At 69.4% G+C, this 21,249-nt stretch carries 12 protein-coding genes; 4 read left to right on the forward strand and 8 right to left on the reverse strand.

The window, feature by feature from the left end:
• Positions 1-45 precede the first annotated feature (45 nt).
• The 5 genes from B7K20_RS06940 to B7K20_RS06960 form a co-directional block, all read right to left on the reverse strand.
• A complete protein-coding gene (locus B7K20_RS06940; protein WP_159449355.1) occupies positions 46-3,438 on the reverse strand; it encodes a glycosyl hydrolase 53 family protein in 3,393 nt (1,130 codons plus the stop codon).
• Positions 3,439-3,653: 215 nt separating this feature from the next.
• Complete coding sequence (locus B7K20_RS06945) at positions 3,654-4,544, reverse strand: sugar ABC transporter permease (protein ID WP_084101802.1); 891 nt, start codon at positions 4,542-4,544, stop codon at positions 3,654-3,656.
• Between the two features lie 2 nt (positions 4,545-4,546).
• Entirely contained in the window at positions 4,547-6,154 is a 1,608-nt protein-coding gene (locus B7K20_RS06950; RefSeq protein ID WP_084101803.1) for an ABC transporter permease subunit, read from the reverse strand.
• Between the two features lie 95 nt (positions 6,155-6,249).
• Positions 6,250-7,533, reverse strand: a complete 1,284-nt coding sequence (locus tag B7K20_RS06955) for an extracellular solute-binding protein (RefSeq protein ID WP_084101804.1) — start codon at positions 7,531-7,533, stop codon at positions 6,250-6,252.
• A 157-nt stretch (positions 7,534-7,690) separates the two neighbouring features.
• Positions 7,691-9,712, reverse strand: a complete 2,022-nt coding sequence (locus B7K20_RS06960) for a beta-galactosidase (RefSeq protein WP_084101805.1) — start codon at positions 9,710-9,712, stop codon at positions 7,691-7,693.
• Positions 9,713-10,006: 294 nt separating this feature from the next.
• Between B7K20_RS06960 and B7K20_RS06965 the strand changes: the two genes are divergently transcribed.
• The 3 genes from B7K20_RS06965 to glgB all read left to right on the forward strand — a co-directional run bounded on the left by B7K20_RS06965 (position 10,007) and on the right by glgB (position 15,384).
• Positions 10,007-11,038 (forward strand): LacI family DNA-binding transcriptional regulator, encoded by a 1,032-nt coding sequence (locus B7K20_RS06965; RefSeq protein ID WP_234985748.1) that lies wholly within the window; start codon positions 10,007-10,009, stop codon positions 11,036-11,038.
• Between the two features lie 132 nt (positions 11,039-11,170).
• A complete protein-coding gene (locus tag B7K20_RS06970; protein WP_084101806.1) occupies positions 11,171-13,171 on the forward strand; it encodes an alpha-1,4-glucan--maltose-1-phosphate maltosyltransferase in 2,001 nt (666 codons plus the stop codon).
• 41 nt (positions 13,172-13,212) lie between these two features.
• Positions 13,213-15,384 (forward strand): 1,4-alpha-glucan branching protein GlgB, encoded by a 2,172-nt coding sequence (gene glgB / locus B7K20_RS06975; protein WP_084101807.1) that lies wholly within the window; start codon positions 13,213-13,215, stop codon positions 15,382-15,384.
• A 24-nt stretch (positions 15,385-15,408) separates the two neighbouring features.
• Here the strand turns inward: glgB and B7K20_RS06980 are convergent, their stop codons facing one another.
• The 3 genes from B7K20_RS06980 to B7K20_RS06990 are packed head-to-tail and all read right to left on the reverse strand — an operon-like array spanning position 15,409 to position 18,224.
• Positions 15,409-16,338, reverse strand: a complete 930-nt coding sequence (locus B7K20_RS06980) for a tetratricopeptide repeat protein (protein ID WP_084101808.1) — start codon at positions 16,336-16,338, stop codon at positions 15,409-15,411.
• A gap of 6 nt (positions 16,339-16,344) precedes the next feature.
• Entirely contained in the window at positions 16,345-17,325 is a 981-nt protein-coding gene (locus tag B7K20_RS06985) for a hypothetical protein (RefSeq protein WP_084101809.1), read from the reverse strand.
• The gene (locus tag B7K20_RS06990) at positions 17,322-18,224 is read right to left on the reverse strand and encodes a hypothetical protein (RefSeq protein ID WP_084101810.1); all 903 of its coding nucleotides are present in this window, start codon (positions 18,222-18,224) and stop codon (positions 17,322-17,324) included. Before B7K20_RS06990 ends, B7K20_RS06985 begins: the two co-directional genes overlap by 4 nt.
• Positions 18,225-18,365: 141 nt before the next feature.
• Between B7K20_RS06990 and B7K20_RS06995 the strand changes: the two genes are divergently transcribed.
• On the forward strand, positions 18,366-21,230 hold the full coding sequence (locus B7K20_RS06995; protein WP_144018581.1) for a hypothetical protein: 2,865 nt from the start codon (positions 18,366-18,368) through the stop codon (positions 21,228-21,230).
• Positions 21,231-21,249 lie beyond the last annotated feature (19 nt).

Consider the following 21,249-nt stretch of genomic DNA (forward strand, 5'->3'; position numbering starts at 1 on the left):
GGCCCGCGTACGGGCCTCGCCACGGCATCGGCCGTGTTTCGTGTCCTACTGAGTGACGGTGCACGACGAGTGGTTCAACACCATCTCCTCGATGTCCCGCGCATCATGCGCAGCGCCATTGAAGCCGAAGGTCAGCTTCTTGCCAGGCCGGATGATGGAGTTCCAGGGCATCGCTTCGACGGTGACGTCACCGCCGATTTGATGTGCGGTTCCACTCCACAGATTCGTGATCGTCTCGTCACCCGCGAAGGTCCAGGACAGGTTCCAATCCTCGATGGTGTCGTCTGAGACGTTGGAGATCCACACCTGCGCGTTGAAGCCGCCCGGCCAGCGCCCATTGACCTTGTACGAGACCTCGCAGATCGGCTCCGCGTCATACGCGAGCATGGTGGTCGCGAAGGCGAGGTCGTGCACCGCGGCATCGACCGCGTCCTGGGCGGAGCGCGGCGAGACCATCAGGATCGCTCCGCGCTCGGTGGCCAGGTCGAGGCGCACGAGGCTGGCCTCGGTGTAGGCCGAACGGTCCACGCTTGCAGCGTCGGCAAGCGCGTCTGCGAGGGCGCCGGTGTCCGCCACCGACTCCTCCACGCGCACGAGTCTCACGTCGTCGACGTATGACCAGTCACCGGGAACCAGGTCTGCCGAGACCCACACGTCGACCGCGGACGGCTCGGCGAGGGTGAACGTCACGCTCGCCTCGTCGTGGAGCGGCCAGCCCAGCAGAGCCAGCTGGTCCGTGTGCGTGGCGGTGCCGTCCCACACTCCCAGCTCGTAGGTCGTGTCCGATGCCCCGTTGGCACCGCCACCCGCCGAGCGTGCGCTCAGCGCGTAGGTACCCGCAGGCATGGTCGCGGTGGTCTGCGTCGCCGAGATCCAGAAGCCCGACGCCGCCGTGCCGTTCGACCATCCGTTGAGCGCGTAGGAGCCTTCCAGGTCGCTGTACTCGCTGACCCAGGCCGTGCCCTGGTCGGCCGAGGGCCACTCGTCGCCGGCCGCGATGGTCCATGGCGAGGGGTCGTCGACTCCCGCCTCGAAGCCACCGTTGCCGACCCAGTTGCGCTCGGTCACGGTGACGGTCGCGGTGGCGAGCCAGCCGTTCTCACTCTCGCCGTACACGGTGTACTCACCGGGTCCGTCGATGAGGCTCAGCACATCGTGCCAGGCGACCGACTCCGTGCTCGTCGAGTCGTCGTAGGCGACCACCGTGACAGTCGCGGGGAGGGTGATCTCCTCGCCGTCCACGACATTCACGGTGACGGGCCGCACGGTGGGATCGGGGATGGTGTTGTCGCCCTCGGTCAGTCCGTCGACGGCGTCCCTGAGCGCCGTCGTGGCCGCATCCACCGAGGCCTGGCTGGGCTCGGGCGAGCCCAGGATCAGGTCGGCGCGGTCCAGGCCGCGTCGCACCGCCAACGCCGAGACGGCGGTGTAGCCGTCGAGGTCGATCGCGGCGGCCTCCGCGGCAGCCTCAGCGAGCGCGGACGTGTCGACCGGTTCACTGGCAACGACCTCGGCGAACACGACCTCGTCGACGGTACCCCAGGCGCCCGCGGCGGCGTCGACCGCGATGGAGACGACCGCGGTGCCGTCGGAGGCGACGTTCAGCGGCGCCGTGGTGGGGTTCTGCCAGTTTGTCCAGTCGTCGAGGGTGGCGGTCGCGGACACGGTCGAAATCCCGGAAGACGCCGAGATCACCACCTGGTCTCCCCTGCGGCCCTGGGCCTGAGCGGCCATCCGGTACTCGCCCGGAGCGAGACCCGTGATGGTCTGCTCAACCGTGAACCGCACCGTGCTGGAGCTGTAGAAGTGCAGCGAACGCGTGCTGTCGGGGAACGGGTCCTCGGACGACGAGATGGTGTAGCCGTTGCCGCTGCCGGTCCACGGCTCGACGCCGTCCTCGAAACCGCCGTTGACCACCATGGTGGTGCCAGCGCCGCCCTCGGGCAGCACGGTCACGGTGGCGGTGGCGTCGACGCCGGCCGAGGTGACGCCGTGCACGGTGTACGTGCCCGCACCCTGGATCCAGCCGTCACGGTAGGTCCAGGTCACGTCCTGAGTCTCGGTGATGCCGTCGGTGTAGCGCACCTGCACGGTCGCGGGAAGCGTGATCGTGTCACCGTCGGCGACCGTGAGCTCGGGCGCAATCACGCCGTCGAGCTCGCGTGGGCCCACGGTGCCGTTGACGGCGTACTGGTAGACGTTGAGGGACTCGAGCGGCGTGCCGTCGAAGGAGAACATCGCCTGGTTGTCCCAGGCCGAGCCACCGTAGCACTCGTCGTGGATGTACTCGTAGGAGGCCGAGGTCGCCCAGCCGGAGCCGTACTGCTCCCACAGCAGGGAGTTGGCCTCGACCTGGTCCGCGGGTCCCACGGGCAGCCATGCGGGCTCCCAGTAGAACGTGCCGATGCCGCGCTCCTCGTCGACGTTCGCGACGGCCTGCATTACGTCGCGCACCGCGAGCGCCTGGCCCTGGACCGACGTGGAGTACTGGTCGTAGTCGCTGTAGATCACGTTCGTGTGGCCGTCGCCGTCCTCGAGCGTGTGGGCCCACGAGACCTCCGCTACCGCAACCTCCTTATCAAAGGTCGTCGCGACGTCCGACAGGGTGCTCGTGAGGTTCTCGAGCGTGCCGTGCCAGTACGGGTAGTACGAGCTGAGGAACACGTCGTAGTCGACGCCGTTGTCCGCGAGCCTCTGCGCGTAGCCGGGGTAGGCACCGCGCTCGGGGTTGGTGAAGTGCACCGCGACCTTCGCGTCCGGGTAGACCTCGCGCACCGCGCTCGAACCCGCCTGGAAGATCTGCGAGGTGTTGGACCAGGTCGAGTTCGAGGTGGTGCCTGCGATCTGTCCGCCGGTGGTCTCGTTGCCGACCTGCACCATGCCGACGTCCACTCCGGCATCGGCCATCTGCGTGAGAGTCGCGGCCGTGTAGTCGTGGACGTCGGTCACGATCTGGTCGAGGGTGTCTCCCTCCCAGGCCTTCGGAAGGATCTGCTGGCCCGGGTGGGCCCAGAAGTCCGAGTAGTGGAAGTTCACGAGGACGCGCATGCCGGCGTCGGTGGCGCGCTCGGCGATCTCGGTGGCGCGGTCGGCGTCGACGTTTCCCGCGCCGTAGCCCTGCCCCTCGGCGTTGAAGGGGTCGTTCCATACGCGCACGCGCACCCAGTTGACGCCGTGGTCCGCGAGGACCTCGAAAAGGTCTGCGGGCTCGCCGGAGTCGTCGCGGAACACCACGCCGGACTCCTCGAGCGACAGCACCGACGAGACGTCGACGCCGTTGATCCAACCTTCTCCCATGCCCTCGACCTTGGGCACGGTGATGCCCGCCTCCGCGGGTTCCTCGGCGGCGAGCGCCGCGCTGGACGCTCCCGCCGCGGTGAGAGCACCCGCCACGGCTGCCGCCGTGACCGCTCCCAGTCGTGATCGCAACATTGCCATCCTGCTTTCCTTTCGATCCTCTTTGATCTGGGGTACTGCCATGGTGCGGCCTGAGGCGCTGATGCGCCTACTGCGCGGGGAGTGGGGCGGCGCCTGTACCGCCCCGGAAGCCGTCGCGACGGCACACGACGCTCCTGGGAGCAGTCACCTCTGTGACCGCTCCCAGGAGTGGGAACGCTGCAGTGCGCGAGAACGGAAGTGGCATCGGCCCTGGGTTATCCCTTGACCGAGCCTGCGGTGAGGCCGCCCACGATGTACTTCTGGAGCGACAGGAAGATGACCAGCACCGGGATCGACGCGATGACCGCGCCGGCCGAGAACAGGCCCCAGTTGGCGCTCAGCTGGTTCGACACCCACTGGTACATGCCGACGGCCAGCGTCCACTGGTCCTGCGAGACCAGCACGATCTTGGCGAGGATGAAGTCTCCGAATGCCGAGATGAAGGCCAGCAGTCCCACCACCGCGAGGATGGGGGTCACGAGCGGCATAATGAGCCTCCAGAAGATCTGGGCGTGGGTGGCGCCGTCGACCTTCGCGGACTCGTCGATGTCCTGCGGGATGGTGTTGAAGAAGCCGTACATGAGGAACGTGTTCGCCCCGAGTGCGCCGCCCAAATACACGCAGATGAGGGCGATCTTCGAGTTGATGCCGAGCGCGGGAATCACGTTGCCCAAGGCCGTCAGCAGCAGGAAAACGGACACGAACGCGACCGTCTGAGGGAACATCTGGACGATGAGCAGCGTGGTCAGTCCCCCGCGGCGGCCCTTGAAGCGGAAGCGCGAGAAAGCGTAGGCCGCGCACGCGCCCATGAGGACGGCGCCGAGGGCCGAGGCTCCGCCGACGATGAGCGTGTTCCACACCCATGTCCAGTACGAGGTGTCCGACAGTGCCGCGTAGTTGCTGAAGGACAGGTCGGAGAACAACGCCGATGTGCTCGACAGCGTGCCCGATGACGACAACGACGCCGACAGCACGTAGACCAGCGGGAAGGCCGCGTAGAAGATGATGATCGCGGCGACGGGATACTTCCAGCCCACCTCGCCCCACCAGCGCGAGCGGCGGCTGGGGTTGCGACGGACGGGAGCCTGGGCGGTGACCTCACTCATGGCTAGATCTCCTCAAGCTTGCGGGTCTGACGGAAGGCGATCGCCGAGATGATGCCGACGACGATGAACACGATGATCGACAGTGCGGAGGCCAGGCCGTAGTCGGCCGATCCGCCGGAGACGCCCGAGATGTTGTAGATCGCGGAGATGAGGATGTCCGTCGATCCCAAGCCTGAGGTGCCGGGGAAGGGCGGCCCTCCCTCTGTCAGCATGTAGATGATCGTGAAGTTGTTGAAGTTGAACGCGAAGGACGAGATCGCCAGCGGCGCGGTCGACACCATCAGCAGCGGCAGGGTGATGGAGCGGAACTGACGCCAGCGGCCCGCGCCATCCATGCGGGAGGCCTCCATGGTCTCGCTCGGTAGCGCCTGCAGCGCACCGGTGCACACGAGGAACCAATAGGGGTAGCTGAGCCACAGGTTGACCCACAGGATCGCGAACTTCGCGAGCCACGGGTCGCCGAGCCAGTTGATGTCCGCGCCGAAGAAGAACCAGTCGTTGATGATGCCGAACTCGCGGTTCAGCATGCCGCGCCACAGCAGCGCGGACATGAACGCGGGGAAGGCGTACGGCAGGATGAAGACGGTGCGCATCCACTTGCGGCCGCGGATGCGGTCGTCGTTGTAGATCAGCGCGAACAGCAGGCCAAGGCCAAAGCTGGTGAGGACCGTGAGGACCGCGAACGCGAATGTCCACAGCGTGACCTTCAGCAGCGGGCCCGCGAGGTTCTGGTCGGTGACGGCGCGCACAAAGTTGTCGAAGCCGACTGTCACGGACCAGCCGGTGGGCAGGCGCGAGCCGTCGTCCGCGACGAAGTTGCCGACTTCCTGGTCCGCGTAGTAGACCGTGCCGGTTTCCTTGTCGGTGAAGGTCTGGGCCTCGTCGTCCCACTCGATGGACGACTGGTAGATGGCGCCAGAGGAGCCGTCGCGGGTGCGCATGGAGCCGTCCTCGGCCTCGTCAGAGACGGGGACGCGCAGGTCGATGACGTCCTGCTGCAGGTCCTGGTCGGAGAACAGTTCGTTCTGGGAGACGACCTCCCAGCCGGGAACTTCGGTGGGGCGGCTGTTGGTGTCGACCACGGCACCGCTGACGGGCTCGAGCACGTCCTCCTCGGTGCCGACAGAGACGATGCCATCCTGGGTCACGGCGAAGCCGAGCGTGTCGCCGTCGCGGACGATGCTGAGCGGCACCGTGGGCGTTCCGTCGACGCGGCGTTCGTTCTGGATCAGGGTGGCCTCGACGGCCTGCTGCTGCGAGCCCGCGTGGCCGGTGCCGTAGTTGGTGAAGGCGACGTAGCCGGTGTAGGCGAGCGTGAAGAGCTGGAAGATCGCCAGGAAGATGAGGCCCGGGTACAGGTACTTCAGCGGCAGCGTGCGCTTCGCGAAGTAGATGATGTCCGCGCCCACGATGAGCACGATCGACAGGGTGAGGATCGCCCACGCCTCGGCGTTCCAGGCCGACATGATGATGGTGAGCGCGAGAGCGTTCACCAACGCCATCAGCAGGAGCTTGGCGATGAAACCTCCGCCCAGTCCGCTCCAGCGCCGCGCGTGCGACTCCCGGGGAGCCTTCGGCTCCTTCACCGCGACCGCGTCATCGTTGGCCATTGTCTCTCCTGCTGTGTCGTCGTTGTCAGAGCCGGGCGTACCCGGCGGGGAGAGGGAGGACGAGCCGGCGAGCCGACCCGCCCTCCCTTCGGACCTTAGCCGATGGCGGCCTCGAGCTCCGAGACCATCGAGTCCCAGGTGCCGGCGGGGTCATCCGCGGTACCGGTGATGAGCTGGATCTCGGCGGCGTTCCAGAAGTCCCACACGTCACCCATCTGCGGGATCGACGGCATCGGGACGCCCTGGGCGGCCGAGGCGACGAAGCCGGCGGTGATCGGGTCGGCCGAGAACTCCTCGGCGAGCGCGGTCAGCGCGGGCAGGCGCGGGTCGGCCTCATACAGGGCGCGCTGGGCGTCCTCGGTGGCCATGTAGTTGGTGAGGAACTGGTTGGCCAGCAGCGTGTTCTCCGACTGCGAGGACACGTAGAAGCCCTGCACACCCACGAACGGGGCGGCGGTCTCGCCACCGGCGGAGACCATGGGCGACACGACGAGGTTCATCGAGTCGTCGTCGAAGAACGGCATCCACGGGCCCTGCAGGATGAACGGCGACTCGCCGTCAGCGAAGAGCTGGTTCGAGGTGTCGTAGTCGATGGTGTCCGAGAAGTAGCCGGTGCCGGCCGAGCCGTTGTCGTACAGGAACTGCGCGAAGGCCTGACCGGCCTCGCCACCCATGCCGACCTCGGTGGTGTAGGAGCCGGACTCGTCCTGGACGAACACGGGGGCGCCGAACGAGGTCTGCAGCGGGTACGCCGAGTAGCCGTCGCCCGACGTTCCGTTGGTGAACAGGATGAACGGGCGGTCCTCGAAACCGGCCTCCTCGGACATCGCGATCATCTCGTCCCACGTGGTGGGGGCGGTGTCGCCGACGAGGTCAGCGTTCTGGATGAGCGCGATCGCCTCGGTCGCATACGGCAGGCCGTACAGCTGGCCGTCGTAGGTGAAGGCGTCGATCGCGACCTGCTCGAAGTCGTCGGCGGTCTCGCCGAGGTCGACCGTGTTGACCACACCGGCCTCCACGAGCGCGCCGGCCCAGTCGTGCGCGCCGACGGTGATGTCGGGGCCCTCGCCGGTGGGAACCTGGGCGATGAAGTCGTTGCGAAGGTCCTCGAAGTTCTTCTGGACGATCTCGACGGTCGCGCCGGTCTCCGCCTCGAACGTGTCGGCGACGGTCTGGATGGCGCCCTCACGCTCGGCGTCGGTCCAGATGGTCAGGGTCTGACCCGAGGCGTCGATGGCCTCGGGCGCTTCCGAGGTCGACACGGTCGGCTCGGCGCTGGTGGTCTCAGCGGTCTCGGCGGGCTCGGGGTCCGAGCTGCACGCGGCCAGGAGCGCAGCGGTCGCGACGAACGCGGCTCCCATTCCGATCTGCTTGCGCATGATGTTTCCTTCCGAAGTGGGGGTCGTCATCCGCCTCCGCTTCGAGGCGGGTCCATGACGACCGTTGTGCTGACGAGCGGCACCGTGCCGCTCGCTGATGGTGCTGGTCCGGGGTGTGTGCGCCGACGACTGCGTCAGCGCACGCTGGAGGTGGCGATCAGGCACCACCCCCCGGGTTCTCCCTCGCGACGCGGACGACGGCGACGTCGCCGGCCGGGAGGTGGAGCTGTCCCTCGATCGTGGCACCGTCCAGCAGGTTGGTGCCCGTGATCGACAGGCTGGTGTCCGTCTCGCGGTGATTCACCGCGATGACGAAGTCGTGAGTGGCGCCGCGGCGGGTCATGGTCTCGAGCCCCTCCGGTGCGCCGGAGGGCACGATGCCCGCGTCCGCGTACACCTGGTCCGCGACGGCCTTGAGCGACTCGACACCGAAGCGCGTACCGACGTACCAGGCGGCACCCTTGCCGTGCGTGTGGCGCGTGACGGCGGGAAGTCCCGCGCCGGGCCCGCCGACGAACGTGCCGCGCACCTCGGCGCCCGCGAGCGCGATGTCCTCGGCCCAGGCATCCGTGGGCAGCTGCGTGCCGTCGAAGGACACAGCGCAGGTCTCGCCCTCGCGCAGCGGCAGGAACTCCTCGACCGTGAGGCCCAGGGCATCCTTCAGCGGAGCGCCGAACCCGCCCTCGTGAACGGCGTCGTTCTCGTTCACGATGCCCGAGAAGGCGCCCACCAGCAGCGTGCCGCCCTCGGCCACGTAGGTGGTCAGGTTGTGACCGGCCGATGCCGTGAGCAGGTAAGAGGTGGGTGCCACCACGAGTCGGTACGCGGAGAGATCCGCCTCCGGGTGCACAAAGTCGACGGCAACATCGTCGCGCCACAGGCGCTCGTAGTAGGCACGCATGCGCTCGCGGAACTGCATGTCGTCGCTGGGGCGCCACTCGAGGTCGTGGGCCCACAGCGACTCCCAGTCGTACAGGACAGCGACGTCCGCGACCACGCGCGATCCGCGCAGCTCGGCGATGTCCTTGAGGTCCTGGCCCAGCTGCGTGACCTCGCGGAAGACCCGCGAGTTCTTGCCCGCGTGGGGAAGCATCGCGGAGTGGAACTTCTCGGCTCCCGAACGCGACGCTCGCCACTGGAAGAAGAGGATGCCGTCGGCGCCGCGTCCCACGTGGGTCAGCGCATTGCGCCGCTCCTCCCCCGGTCGCTTCGCGATGTTGCGGCCCTGCCAGTTCACGGCCGAGCTCGAGTGCTCCATGAGGATCCACGGGTTGCCGCCACCGACCGACCGAGTGAGGTCCGCGGACAGCGCGAGTCCCACGTGAGCGTCCGGGTCGGGCGACCACAGGTAGTGGTCGTCGGAGACCACGTCGACGTCCTTGGCCCACTTCCACAGGTCGGTGTTCCACGACTGGTGTGCCATGAAGTTGGTGGTGACGGGCTTGTCGGAGTACTGGCGGATCGCGTCGCGCTCGATGCGGAAGCACTCGCGCAGCTGGTCGTCCGTGAAGCGGGCCCAGTCGAGCTTCATCGCCGGGTTCGCGATGGTGGGGGTCGCGGCGGGGGCCACCACGTGCTCCCAGTCGCCGTAACGCTGGCCCCAGAAGGCCGTCCCCCAGGCCGCGTTGAGCGCCTCGAGGGTGCCGTAGCGGCGCTGGAGCCACTGCTGCCACGCCGCGACCGAGCGGGGGCCAAAATCCTCGCCCACGGGCACGCCGTACTCGTTGTGCACGTGCCACATGACCACGGCGGGGTGGTCGGCGTAGTGGCGCGCGAGCTCGGTGGCCATGCGCGCGATCGCCTCGCGGTATTCGGTCGAGGCGTGGGAGGCCATGCCGCGCGAGCCGAAGCCCATCACGGTGCCGTCCTTGGTGATGACCCGCGACTCGGGATACATGTGGAAGAACCACGCGGGGGGCGACACCGAGGGGGTGCCGAGGTCGACCGCGATGCCGTTGGCGTGCAGCAGGTCGAGCAGCTCGTCCATCCAGGAGAAGTCGTACAGACCCTCCTTGGGCTCGAGCATGGCCCACGAGAAGATGCCGACGGAGACCAGGTTGACGCCGGCCTCGCGCATCAGCGCGACGTCCTCGTCCCACACCTCGCGCGACCACTGCTCGGGGTTGTAGTCCCCGCCGTAGGCCAGGCCGTCAAGTGCGGGCCAGGAATACTCCGTCATGACACTCCATTGGATCAGGCGACCTGAGGTCGCATACGTGCTCGGTCACCTCTGTTCGGGACTGTGACCGGTCCCAGTTTGACTCCTCCCTGGCGGATTTGCAATCCGGCGGCACCATCGTGACGAAACCGTGACGAAACATTCGCACTGCCGTCGCCGCGCCAATGGAACCGCTTACATTCTCACCCTGCATCCGGCGGCGTTGCCACCGCGTGACAGGTTTGTGACCCAACTGTAACCGCTTGCATTGCGGCGCCGCATCCGCGCAGGGCAGGAGCGCTAGGCTCTGTATTCGTGGAACAGATCGAGGGAGCACCCACGCGCGCAGTGCGGCGAAAGCCGACCATCCGTGACGTCGCTGCGGAGGCAGGCGTGTCCCGCGGCACGGTCTCCCGGGTGATCAACGGCGGCCACTGGGTCTCACCCGAGGCCCGCGCCAAGGTGGAGCAGGCCATCGAGGCCACCGGCTACTACGCCAACACCCATGCGCGCTCCCTCGCCACGGGACGCTCCGACTCCGTCGCCTTCCTCCTCACCGAGCCGCAGCACTTGCTGTTCGCCGACCCCACCTTCGCCCTGCTGCTGCGCGGCGCTGCCGAGGCGCTCGCGGCTCGCCGCAAGACGCTCGTGCTGTTGGTGGCCGGAACCGCCGAGGAGCGCGAGAACGTCGCGCACTTCGTGGGCGCCGGCCACGTCGACGGCGTCCTCCTGATCTCGTCTCACGAGCAGGACCCCCTGCTCGACACCCTCATCGCGACAGGGATTCCCACCGTGTCCTGCGGCATTCCGCTGGGCCACCAGGGCGAGATCCCCACGGTGTCTGTGGACGAGGTCGACTCGGCACGCGCCGCCACGCGCCACCTGCTGGACACGGGGCGCTCCAGGATCGCGATGATCGCGGGCCCCGAGGACACGCCAGGCGGGCGTTTCCGCGTGGACGGGTTCCGCGAGGTGCTGGGCGACGCCTTCGACGCCTCCCTCGTGGAACGCGGCGATTACTCCTCGGAGTCCGGCTCGCAGGCCATGGAGGTCCTGCTTGAGCGTGCCCCCGCCATCGATGCCGTGTTCGCCGCCTCCGACCGCATGGCCGCGGGAGCGATCGCGACGCTGCGCCGCGCAGGACGTTCCGTGCCCCAGGACGTCGCCGTCGTCGGCTTCGACGATTCCGGCTTCGCGGAGTCCTTCGAGCCGCCGCTGACCACCATGCACCAGCCCTTCGACGAGATCTCCGCACACATGGTGCGCCTGTTGCTCGAGGCGATCGCGGGACGCCCCGCCGAGTCGGTCACGCTGCCTGCCACCTTGGTGAGGCGAGCGAGCGCGTAGGTGACGCGTATCGCTACCCCGCCACGGCATCGGCCGTCCTTCATCGTTGGAAGGCCGCCGCAGGCCCGGAACCTGGGGCGACCCACCCCGCAGCGGGTATCGGCGACGCCCGATCACCGGTAGGTTCGCTGTATGGCCTTCCCAGGTGAATTGTCGGTTGGACGGATCCCGGTTGTGGGCGTGAGCCCCGCCCTCGAGGAGGGGCGTTGGCCCGCCAAGGCGGTTGTCGGCGAGGCCGTTCCCATCACCGCCACCATCTTCCGCGAGGGCCACGACGCGGAGGGCGCCACGATCGTCGTCACACGCCCCGACGGCAAGCGCGACGTGCGGCCCATGCCGCTGAAGGACTTCGGCAACTCCCTGTACGAGGGGATCTATATCCCTTACCTCGAGGGCATGCACACCTTTCGCGTGGAGGCGTGGTCCGACCCGTACTCGACGTGGGCCCACGCCGCCGAGGTGAAGGTCGCCGCGGGGGTCGACGTGCAACTCATGCTGGACGAGGGCGTGGTGGTGCTCACGCGAGCGCTCAGCGAGGTGCGGCGTAAGGCGGCACGCAAGGAGCTGTTGTCCGCTGCCGTCGACGCGCTCCAGGACCACTCGCTGGCCCCCGACAAGCGGCTCGCCCCGGCGTTGGCCGATGCGGTGAGGGACGAGCTCACGGAGCGTCCGCTGCGCGATTGGGTGAGCCCGTCACGGGAGTACCCGCTCATGGTGCAGCGCGAGAAGGCGCTGGTCTCCGCGTGGTACGAGATCTTCCCGCGGTCGGAGGGGGCCCGCTACAACGCGCGCTCAGGTCAGTGGAAGTCAGGCACGTTCACGACCGCCGCGAAGCGCCTTCCCGCGATTGCCGAGATGGGCTTCGACGTCGTCTACCTCACCCCCATCCACCCCATCGGCCTCACGCACCGCAAGGGCCGCAATAACTCGCTGACGGCCGAACCCACGGACCCCGGCAGCCCCTATGCGATCGGCGCGGCCGAGGGCGGGCACGACGCGATCCACCCCGAGCTGGGCACCATGCGCCAGTTCAAGAACTTCGTGAAGGCCGCCGCCGACAACGGGCTCGAGGTCGCCCTCGACCTCGCCCTGCAGTGCTCCCCCGACCATCCGTGGGTGACCGAACACCCCGAGTGGTTCACGCAGCGGCTCGACGGCACCATCGCATACGCCGAGAACCCCCCCAAGAAGTACCAGGACATTTACCCCCTGAACTTCGACAACGACCCCGAGGGCATCTACCACGCGATTCGCGACGTGCTCCAGGTGTGGATCGACGCGGGAGTGACGCTGTTCCGCGTCGACAATCCGCATACCAAGCCGCTGACCTTCTGGGAGCGACTCCTCGCCGATGTCGCGCGCACGCACCCCGAGGTGATCTTCCTGTCGGAGGCGTTCACGCGGCCGGCCATGATGCACACGCTCGCGAAGATCGGCTTCCACCAGTCGTACACCTACTTCACGTGGCGGCCCACCGCCGAGGAGATGGGCGAGTACCTCGAGGAACTCTCCGGCGAGGGGTCGTTCTACATGCGTCCCAATTTCTGGCCCACTACGCACGACATCCTCACCCCCGACATGCAGGCAGGAGGCGCGCCGCTGTACCAGGCGCGCGCCGTGCTCGCCGGCACCGGCTCCCCCTCGTATGGGATCTACACGGGCTACGAGCTGGTCGAGAATGTCCCCCGCCCGGGTGTCGAGGAGCAGATCGACAACGAGAAGTACGAGTTCAAGCACCGCGAGTGGGCGGAGGCCGATGCGCTCGGGGTACGCGACGTGATCACGCGCGTCAACGCGGCCCGCGGTCGCCGGGTGTCGCTGCGCCGGCTGCGCGGGCTGACGGTGCACGAGAGCTCGAACCCCTTCATTCTTTGCTACTCCTGCCACGTCCCCGCCGACCAGTCCCCCACCGGCAAGGCGGACACGGTCATCGTGGCAGTGAGCTTCGAGCCCCACGTCGCGCACGACGCGATCATCCGGCTCGACATGGAGGCCATCGGGCTGGATGAGGATGCGCGCATCGTTGTCGATGACGCGCTGACGGACGAGACCTTCACGTGGGGACGCGAGTTTTACGTCAGACTCGACCCGGCGGTGACGATGGCGCACGTGGCCGAGGTGAGGACGCCATGACGTCCCTCGCCCACCACACGACGAACGGAAGGCGGTGAACCGTGGCTGATCGCAACATCGACGCGGTGGTGCTCAAGGAGATCGCGGGAGGCACGCATCACGAGCCCCATGCGGTGCTGGGGCCGCACGTGCACGATGCGGGCGTGTCGATCCGTGTGCTGCGCCCGCTGGCACGCTCGGTCAGCATCGAGACGCTCGACGGGACGTTCGAAGCCATCCACGAGGCCGACGGCGTGTGGCGCACCGAGGTGCCCGGCGACGAGGCACCCGACTACCGCGTGCACGTCACCTACGAGGACACCACCCTCACGCAGGACGACCCCTACCGATTCCTGCCCATGCTCGGCGAGCTGGACCTGCACCTCATTCGTGAGGGGCGCCACGAGCGCCTGTGGGACGTCCTGGGCGCCAACGTGCGCCGCTTCCCGTCCGTCCTAGGCGACGTCGAGGGCGTCTCCTTCGCGGTGTGGGCCCCCAACGCGCGGGCCGTGCGCATCGTGGGCGACTTCAACTACTGGAACGGCACCGCTCACGCCATGCGGTCGCTGGGCTCGTCCGGCGTGTGGGAACTGTTCATCCCCGGCATCGGCGCGGGCACCGCCTACAAGTTCGAGATTCTGGGTAAGGACGGCACCTGGCGCCAGAAGGCCGACCCCATGGCCCGCGCCACCGAGGTGCCGCCGCAGACCGCGTCCATCGTCGCCGAGTCCTCGTACACGTGGAGCGACGACGACTGGCTGACGCGCCGCGCTCAGTCCGAGGCCCACCGCGCGCCCATGAGCGTGTACGAGGTGCACCTGGGCTCGTGGCGCCAGGGCCTGGGCTACCGCGAGCTCGCCGACCAGCTGGTCGAGTACGTGACGCGGCTGGGCTTCACCCACGTCGAGCTGATGCCCGTCATGGAGCACCCCTTCGGCGGCTCGTGGGGCTACCAGGTGACGTCGTACTACGCGCCCACCTCCCGCTTTGGTTCCCCCGACGAGCTGCGCCACCTCATCGACACGCTCCACCGCGCGGGAGTGGGCGTCATCCTCGACTGGGTGCCCGGCCACTTCCCGAAGGACGAGTGGGCGCTGGGCCGCTTTGACGGCACGCCGCTGTACGAGCACCCCGATCCGCTTCGCGGCGAGCAGCCCGACTGGGGCACGTTCGTGTTCGACTTCGGCCGCCCCGAGGTGCGCAACTTCCTCGTCGCCAACGCCGTGTACTGGCTCCAGGAGTTCCACGCCGACGGCCTGCGTGTGGACGCCGTGGCGTCGATGCTCTATCTGGACTACTCGCGTCGTGCGGGTCAGTGGCGTCCCAACATCCATGGCGGGCGCGAGAACCTCGACGCGATCGCGTTCCTCCAGGAGGCCAACGCGACGGCCTACCGGACGAGCCCGGGCATCGTGATGATCGCCGAGGAGTCCACCGCGTGGCCGGGCGTCACCGCCCCCACCAACGGCGGCGGCCTGGGCTTTGGCCTCAAGTGGAACATGGGGTGGATGAACGACACCCTGCGCTACCTCAAGGAAGAGCCTTTCAACCGGCACTACCACCACCACACCGTGACGTTCTCGCTCATGTACGCGTTCTCGGAGCAGTTCATGCTGCCCATCAGCCATGACGAGGTGGTCCACGGCAAGGGCTCGCTCGTGCAGCGCATGCCCGGCGACCACTGGCAGAAGCTCGCGGGCGTGCGCGCCCTGCTCGCCTACCAGTGGGCCCACCCCGGCAAGCAGCTCATCTTCATGGGCTCGGAGATTGGCCAGGAGTCCGAGTGGTCCGAGGGCCGGTCGCTGGACTGGTGGCACCTCGACGACCCGCTGCACCAGGGCGTCCAGGACCTCGTACGCGACCTCAATGCGTTGTACCGCGCCACGCCCGCCCTGTGGGAGCGCGACACCGATCCGCAGGGCTTCACCTGGATCGATGCCGACGATGCCGACCGCAACACGCTGTCGTTCCTGCGCTGGGACTCCCGCGGCGAGCCCGTGGCCGTCGTCATCAACTTCTCGGGCAGCGCCCACGAGGGCTATCGCCTGGGGCTGCCCGCGGGGGGCACCTGGGATGAGGTGCTCAACACCGACTCCGAGCTGTACGGCGGCTCCGGCGTGGGCAACCTTGGCCGGGTTGAGGCCGAGGCGATCGCGGCGGGGTCGCAGGACCACAGCGCGATCGTCCGCCTGCCTGCCTTCGGCGCCGTGTTCCTGCGCCCGCACCGGGACTGACCCGGCGCGGGGCAGGGGCTCCGTCTAGAAGAGCGCCGCCGACAGCGCTCGGCGCGCCTCGCCCACGCGGGGGTCGGTGGGGCCCACCACATCGAACAGCTCGATGAGGCGCAGGCGCACCTTTTCGCGCTCGTCCCCTGCGGAGCCGCGCACGGCGTCGAGGAGGCGGCGGAACGCGTCCTCGACCTGTCCGCCCATGACGTCCATGTCCGCGACGGCCATCTGCGCGTCGACGTCCGCGGGGGCATCGGCTGCGGCCTTGCGTACCGCGGCAAGATCCGCCGTGCGCGTACGGTGCATGAGCGCGACCTGGGCGCGCCCGGCCTTCGCCTCGTGGTCCTTGGGGTTCTCGCGCAGCGCCTGGTCGTAGGCCGCGATCGCCGCCTCGAAGTCCTCGCGCTCGATCGCGTCGTAGGCCTCCTGGTGCAGCGGGGGCAGCGGCTCGGGCTCGGGCTCCGCGGTGGGCGCGGTGGCACCGATGGTGCCGGTCACGCCATGCTGCGCAGCCACCTGGAGCACTTGGTCGAGCACGTCCTTGATCTGCGCATCCTCGGCGTTGCCCTGGAACAGGGGCGCGGGACGGCCAGCGATGAGCGCGACAACGGTGGGCACCGCGGTGATCTGCAGCGCCTGGGCGATGCCTCCCTGAATGTCGATGTCGCATCGGCCCACCACAAAGCGGCCCTGGTACGAGCCTGCGACGGTGCGCACCCGCTCGACCAGCTCGCGAGACGCGGGCGACGCCGACGACAGGAACACGATGACGACCGGCACCTCGGTGGACTGCTGCGCGAGGTCGTTGAGGTTGGCCTCGGTGACGTCCACCGGTGCGGGCAGCGCGGCAGCACCGCCGCCGGAGGCCCCCGCACTCTCTGCGGGCGCGGCGGGGGCGGGCTGAGCGAACTGGGACAGGTCGGGGGCGCCGCGCAGCGGCACCTCGGGGTTCTGAGTCATCACTTCCTAGCTCTCGGAGACCTTGATCAGGTTGTGGTCGGCCGCGACGACCGTGGGCTGTCCCTCGGCATCGGGCCCGGGAATCGATAGCACGATCATGTCAAGGTAGTGGTGCGTGACCTTGTCGTCGAGTTCGCCGTCCAGCAGGGGCTCATCGGCCTCGGAGATCGACACGGTCGCGTCCTCGACCGTGAAGGACGAGGTGATCTCGAGGGGCGCGAACACCAACGCACCGCCGTCGGCCGTGCCCATCACGTATGTGTCGTCCGTCACGGACTGGATGGTGTCGACGTACTCGCCGTCCTGCTCCTCGGCCGCATCGGTGAGCGTGTCCCGCGCGGTGAAGAGCTGCTCGCGGTAGGAGTCGGCACCGAAGGCATCATTCAGCTCGGAGTCCGTCCCCTCACGCAGCAGGCTGAGGTAGTCGTCGAGCACGGACTGCGCCGTGGGGTCGAGCGACGCGTCCTCGAGGGTCAGCTGCTCGGCCCCCGTGGTGGTGCCCGGCATGGCCGGCACGGTCGCGCCGGGGATCATGTGGGCCCAGCCGCGCAGCTGGTAGTCCTCGTCGATCGAGTCCTGCACCCACAGGTACATCACGGGGGTCTCGTCCTCGGAGGCCTGCTCCGAGACGGTCGCGAGCGTGCGCGGCCATGTCTCGGCGGCAGAGGAATACACGGCCTGCTGACCGCTGGGCAGGGCCACGGGCGTCTCGTCGTCGCCGTCGGCGCGGGTGTACTGCGCCTCGCGAATGGTGACGGCGTCGCCGCCCACACGATCGGTCAGCAGGTCGGCGTCCTTGTCCGCGTCGGCGGCGGCAAGCTCGTCCATCGTGGCGTCGATGATCGCGGTCGACTGCGGGTCCAGCAGCGCGGCGGTCTCGGCCATGGGGGGCGCGGACATCACGGGCGCAGGCACGTCCGCGACACAGCCGGTCAGGATGAGCCCAGACGCCGTCGCCACGGCGCCGGCGGTGATCACGCGGTTCATGCGCGGCCCTCCTCGTCGTGGGGGTCGGGGGTGGGGGCGGCCGATGCCGTGGCCGGCTCCTCGTCGAGGCTCGCCTCGGGAAGGTGCTCGCCTGCGGCGCGGCGGGCTCGGCGCGAGCCCGGGCGGGCGTCGTCCTCGTCCTCGCCGGTGCGCTGGCGACGAGCGATCCACTCCTCGTACTTCGCCTGCAGCGGGCGCAGGTCGACGAAACGCAGAATCAGCGCGATGACGCCCACGGCAGTGAGGACGATGCCCCACCAGATCAGCGGAGTGATCCAGCCGTCGTTGACCTCGCGCACAAAACCCACGTCGGTGCTCGCGAGCGCCTCACCGCTACGGTCCATGACCACGAGGACCTCGCCGGCGGGAACGTCGGACGCAAGGATCTCGAGACGGTCGGTGCCCTCCCACTGCTCACGCCAGTGGTCGGACGACGTGTCGGTGAGGAGGTCGACCTCAGGCTCGGCGCTGGGTGAGGCCGATGCCGACGGGCTCGCCTCTGCCGAGGCTTCCTCGGACGGCTCGTCCGAGGGCTCTTCGGAGGCCGATGCCGACGGCGACGGGCTCGCGCTCGCGGCCGTTTGGGGTTCGTAGGCCTCGGTCGCCAGCACCTCCCACTCGGGCAGGCCCGTCACCTCGGTCGCCTCGTGCTCCGCAAGCCACGCGTCGGCGTCGGCGGGGCGGGCGGTCACGGCGACAAGGTCACCCTCGCCCTCGATGCCCATGGTGCTATCGGCGGCAAAGGCGATCATCTCGGGCTCATACACCAGCACGGAGGTGCTGAGCGTCGCCTCGGCGATGACATCGCGCGGCGGCCGCTGCGCATCGGCGATCAGACCCGCTGCTAACAGCAGCACTCCGATCACGCCCGCGATCAGCGCGGTCGTCCTCACAGTCACGTTGGTCCTCCTTCTTTCCCGTCCACTCTAGGAGACAGAGGGTCCAACGTCCCAGTTCGCGGCTTTGTGCCTCACGCCGCGCCCATTACCCTGGAGCGGACTGCGCACGCCATCCACGACGGCCGCGCCCAAGGAGTGACAATGCCAGAGGACAACCTTCCGTTCCCCGTTGCCATGCGTGGCTACGACCGCGAGGCCGTCGCCGCCCATGTGGCGCGACTCGAGGATGCGGTCAAGGAGGCGCGCGAGGCCGCCGAGCAGGCGCGCCAGGACGCGGACGCGACCCGGTCGTCGCTCGACGAGGCCCAGAAGAGCCTGCGCGAGTCCGAGCAGCCCACCTACAAGGGCCTCGGTGCTCGCGTGGAGCAGCTGCTGCGCTCAGCCGAGGAACAGTCCTCCGACGTGGTGGCGCGCGCCAACACGCACGCCCAGGACACCGTGGCTCGCGCCCAGGTGTCCGCACAGCAGCTGCGCGCGCGTGCCGACAACGAGGTCGCCGAGATTCTCGCGCAGAGCCGTCGCGAGGCCGAGGAGATCCGCGCCGCCTCCGAGCACGAGGCCACCGGGGTCAAGGAGGCCGCGCAGCGCGCCGCCGCCGAGACGGTCGAGAAGGCTCGCCGCGACGCCGAGCGCGTGAAGGCCGGCATCGACGCCGAGGTCGCCGAGCTCAAGGCCGGCGCCGACCGCGAGGCGCACGCGCTGCGCGCGACGGCCGAGCGCGAAGCCACCGAGATCCGTGTCGCCGCCCAGCGCGAGGCCGACGAACTCCTGGAGTCCGCGCGCTCCGAGGCCGAGGAGGCCATCGCCAACGCGACGGCCGAGGCGGACCGTGTGCTCGCCGAGGCCGAGCAGGAACTCGCCGACGCGCGCGCCGAGGCCAAGCGTCTCGAGGGCGAGGCCCGCGACGCGAAGGCGGCGGCCGATGCCGAGGCGTCCGACATCCGTGCGACCGCCGAGGCCGACGCCGCCAACCTTCGCAACGAGGCCCACTCGTTCCTCACGCAGGCGAACCGGGAGGCCGAGGCGACCCGTGCATCGGCCGATACCGATGCCAGGGACCTGCGCGCGACCGTTGCCGCCGAGGTCGCGTCGCTGCGCGCCGACACGGATGAGTACGACGAGGCCATGCGCGCCGACGCCGAGCTGTACGCGACCGGCACGCGCGACGAGGCCGACGCCTACAGCCGTGCCACTCGCGACGAGGCCGACCAGTACTCCGCCTCGACCCACGCGGACGCCGATGCCTACGACTCCGCGACGCGTGAGAGCGCCGAGGGCGACGCCGCCCAGGTGCGCGCCGACGCGCAGGCGCACCTGGACGAGGTGACCGCGGCCGCGGCCGCGCACCGTGCCGAGGTCGAGGCGGGTGCCGACGAGTACGACCGCGCCACGCGCACCGCGGCGGATGACTACGCCGCGACCACCAGGGCCGAGGCGGACGAGGACGCACGCGACGTGCGCGAGGCCGCCGATGCCTACGACGAGGCGACGCGAGCCGACGCCGAGGCACACCTCGAGACCGTCCGCTCGGAGGCCGACGAGTACCGCAACGTCACCCGCGCCGAGGCGGACGACTACCGCACGGTCACCACCGCCGATGCTGACAGCTACGCGCTCGAGACCCGCACCAATGCCGACGCCTACTCCGACGCCACGCGCGCCGACGCCGACGCGTACCGCGAGGCGACACAGTCCGAAGCGGACGCCTACCGCGAGGCTACCCAGTCCGACGCCGACCGCTACGGCCGGCGCACGCGTGCCGAGGCTGACACGTACTCCGAGGACACGCGCGCAGCCGCGGACGAGTACGACGCCGCCACGCGCGCCGACGCAGACGACTACCGGACGGCCACGACCGCGGAGGCTGACGGCTACCGCGAGCGCGTGCAGGGCGAGGCCGACGCCTACTCGGAGACCACGCGCCGCGAGGCCGACGAGTACCGCCACGCGACCCACGGTGCCGCCGACGCGTACAGCGCCGAGACCCGCGCCGCCGCTGACGACTACAGCAGCCAGACCCGGGCCGAGGCGGACACCTACGACGCGGACACCCGCGGCGCCGCCGACGAGTACGACGCCGCGACGCGCAAGGGCGCCGAGGACTACGCGGACGCCACCAAGTCCGCTGCGGAAACCGCGAGCCGACAGGTGCGCAAGGACGCCGACCTGTACGACCAGGCCACGCGCCGGGCCGCCGACGAGTACGACGCCGCCACGCGCACGTCCGCGGACGACGACGCCGCCACGGCTCGCCGGGAGGCCGACGACTACGCGGCCACCACACGCACCGACACGGACGCGTACGCCGAGACCACGCGCCGCGAGGCCGACGCGTACGCGCTGTCGACCCGCGAGGGTGCCGACAGGGATGCGGCTCGCACCGTGCAGGCGGCGAGCGACGAGGCCGAGGAGCGCCTCACCGCGGCGCAGCAGGAGGCCAAGCACGTCATGGGCATCGCCCAGCGCGACGCCGACCAGGCACGCGCCGAGGGCGCCGCGGACGCCGACGCCGCCCGCGAGGAGGCCCGCCGCGCCCGCGAGGACCTGCAAATCGAGATCGCGCAGCGCCGCGAGGCGGCCGAGAAGGACCTCACCGCGCGTCACGAGGAGGCGAAGGCCGAGACCGCCGCGATGGTCGAGGACGCGCGTGTGCGCGCCGACGAGGCCGAGGAGCGCCTGTCCAGCGCCCTTGAGCGCGCCGAGGTCACCCGACGCGACGCCGAGGTCCACGCGCAGACCCTGCTCACCAACTCGCGCAACAACGCCGACGAGATCGTCTCCGAGGCACGCGAGCACGCCGAGGCGATCATCTCCGAGGCCGTCTCCGACGCCGAGCGCGAGCGCACCATGGCGCAGCGCGAGGTCGACGAGCTGAACCGCCAGCGTGAGTCCATCACCGGCTATCTCGACGAGCTGCGCAACCTCCTGGGTGCGGACCCGATCGCGGGCCTGGCCAAGGCATCGGCCCTGCGCCAGGAGCACGAGGCTGCCGAGGCGGGCAACTAGGCCGCGCTCGGCTGACTGC

This window comes from Demequina sp. NBRC 110051 (assembly GCF_002090055.1).
GTDB lineage: Bacteria > Actinomycetota > Actinomycetes > Actinomycetales > Demequinaceae > Demequina.

Excerpts from the sequence above, each read along its gene's own strand:
- B7K20_RS06960 (WP_084101805.1), bottom strand. The coding sequence starts at position 9,712 with ATGACGGAGTATTCCTGGCCCGCACTTGACGGCCTGGCCTACGGCGGG.
- B7K20_RS06980 (WP_084101808.1), bottom strand. The coding sequence starts at position 16,338 with ATGACTCAGAACCCCGAGGTGCCGCTGCGCGGCGCCCCCGACCTGTCC.
- B7K20_RS06995 (WP_144018581.1), top strand. The coding sequence starts at position 18,366 with ATGCCAGAGGACAACCTTCCGTTCCCCGTTGCCATGCGTGGCTACGAC.
- B7K20_RS06955 (WP_084101804.1), bottom strand. The coding sequence starts at position 7,533 with ATGCGCAAGCAGATCGGAATGGGAGCCGCGTTCGTCGCGACCGCTGCG.
- B7K20_RS06985 (WP_084101809.1), bottom strand. The coding sequence starts at position 17,325 with ATGAACCGCGTGATCACCGCCGGCGCCGTGGCGACGGCGTCTGGGCTC.
- B7K20_RS06945 (WP_084101802.1), bottom strand. The coding sequence starts at position 4,544 with ATGAGTGAGGTCACCGCCCAGGCTCCCGTCCGTCGCAACCCCAGCCGC.
- B7K20_RS06970 (WP_084101806.1), top strand. The coding sequence starts at position 11,171 with ATGGCCTTCCCAGGTGAATTGTCGGTTGGACGGATCCCGGTTGTGGGC.
- B7K20_RS06940 (WP_159449355.1), bottom strand. The coding sequence starts at position 3,438 with ATGGCAATGTTGCGATCACGACTGGGAGCGGTCACGGCGGCAGCCGTG.
- B7K20_RS06950 (WP_084101803.1), bottom strand. The coding sequence starts at position 6,154 with ATGGCCAACGATGACGCGGTCGCGGTGAAGGAGCCGAAGGCTCCCCGG.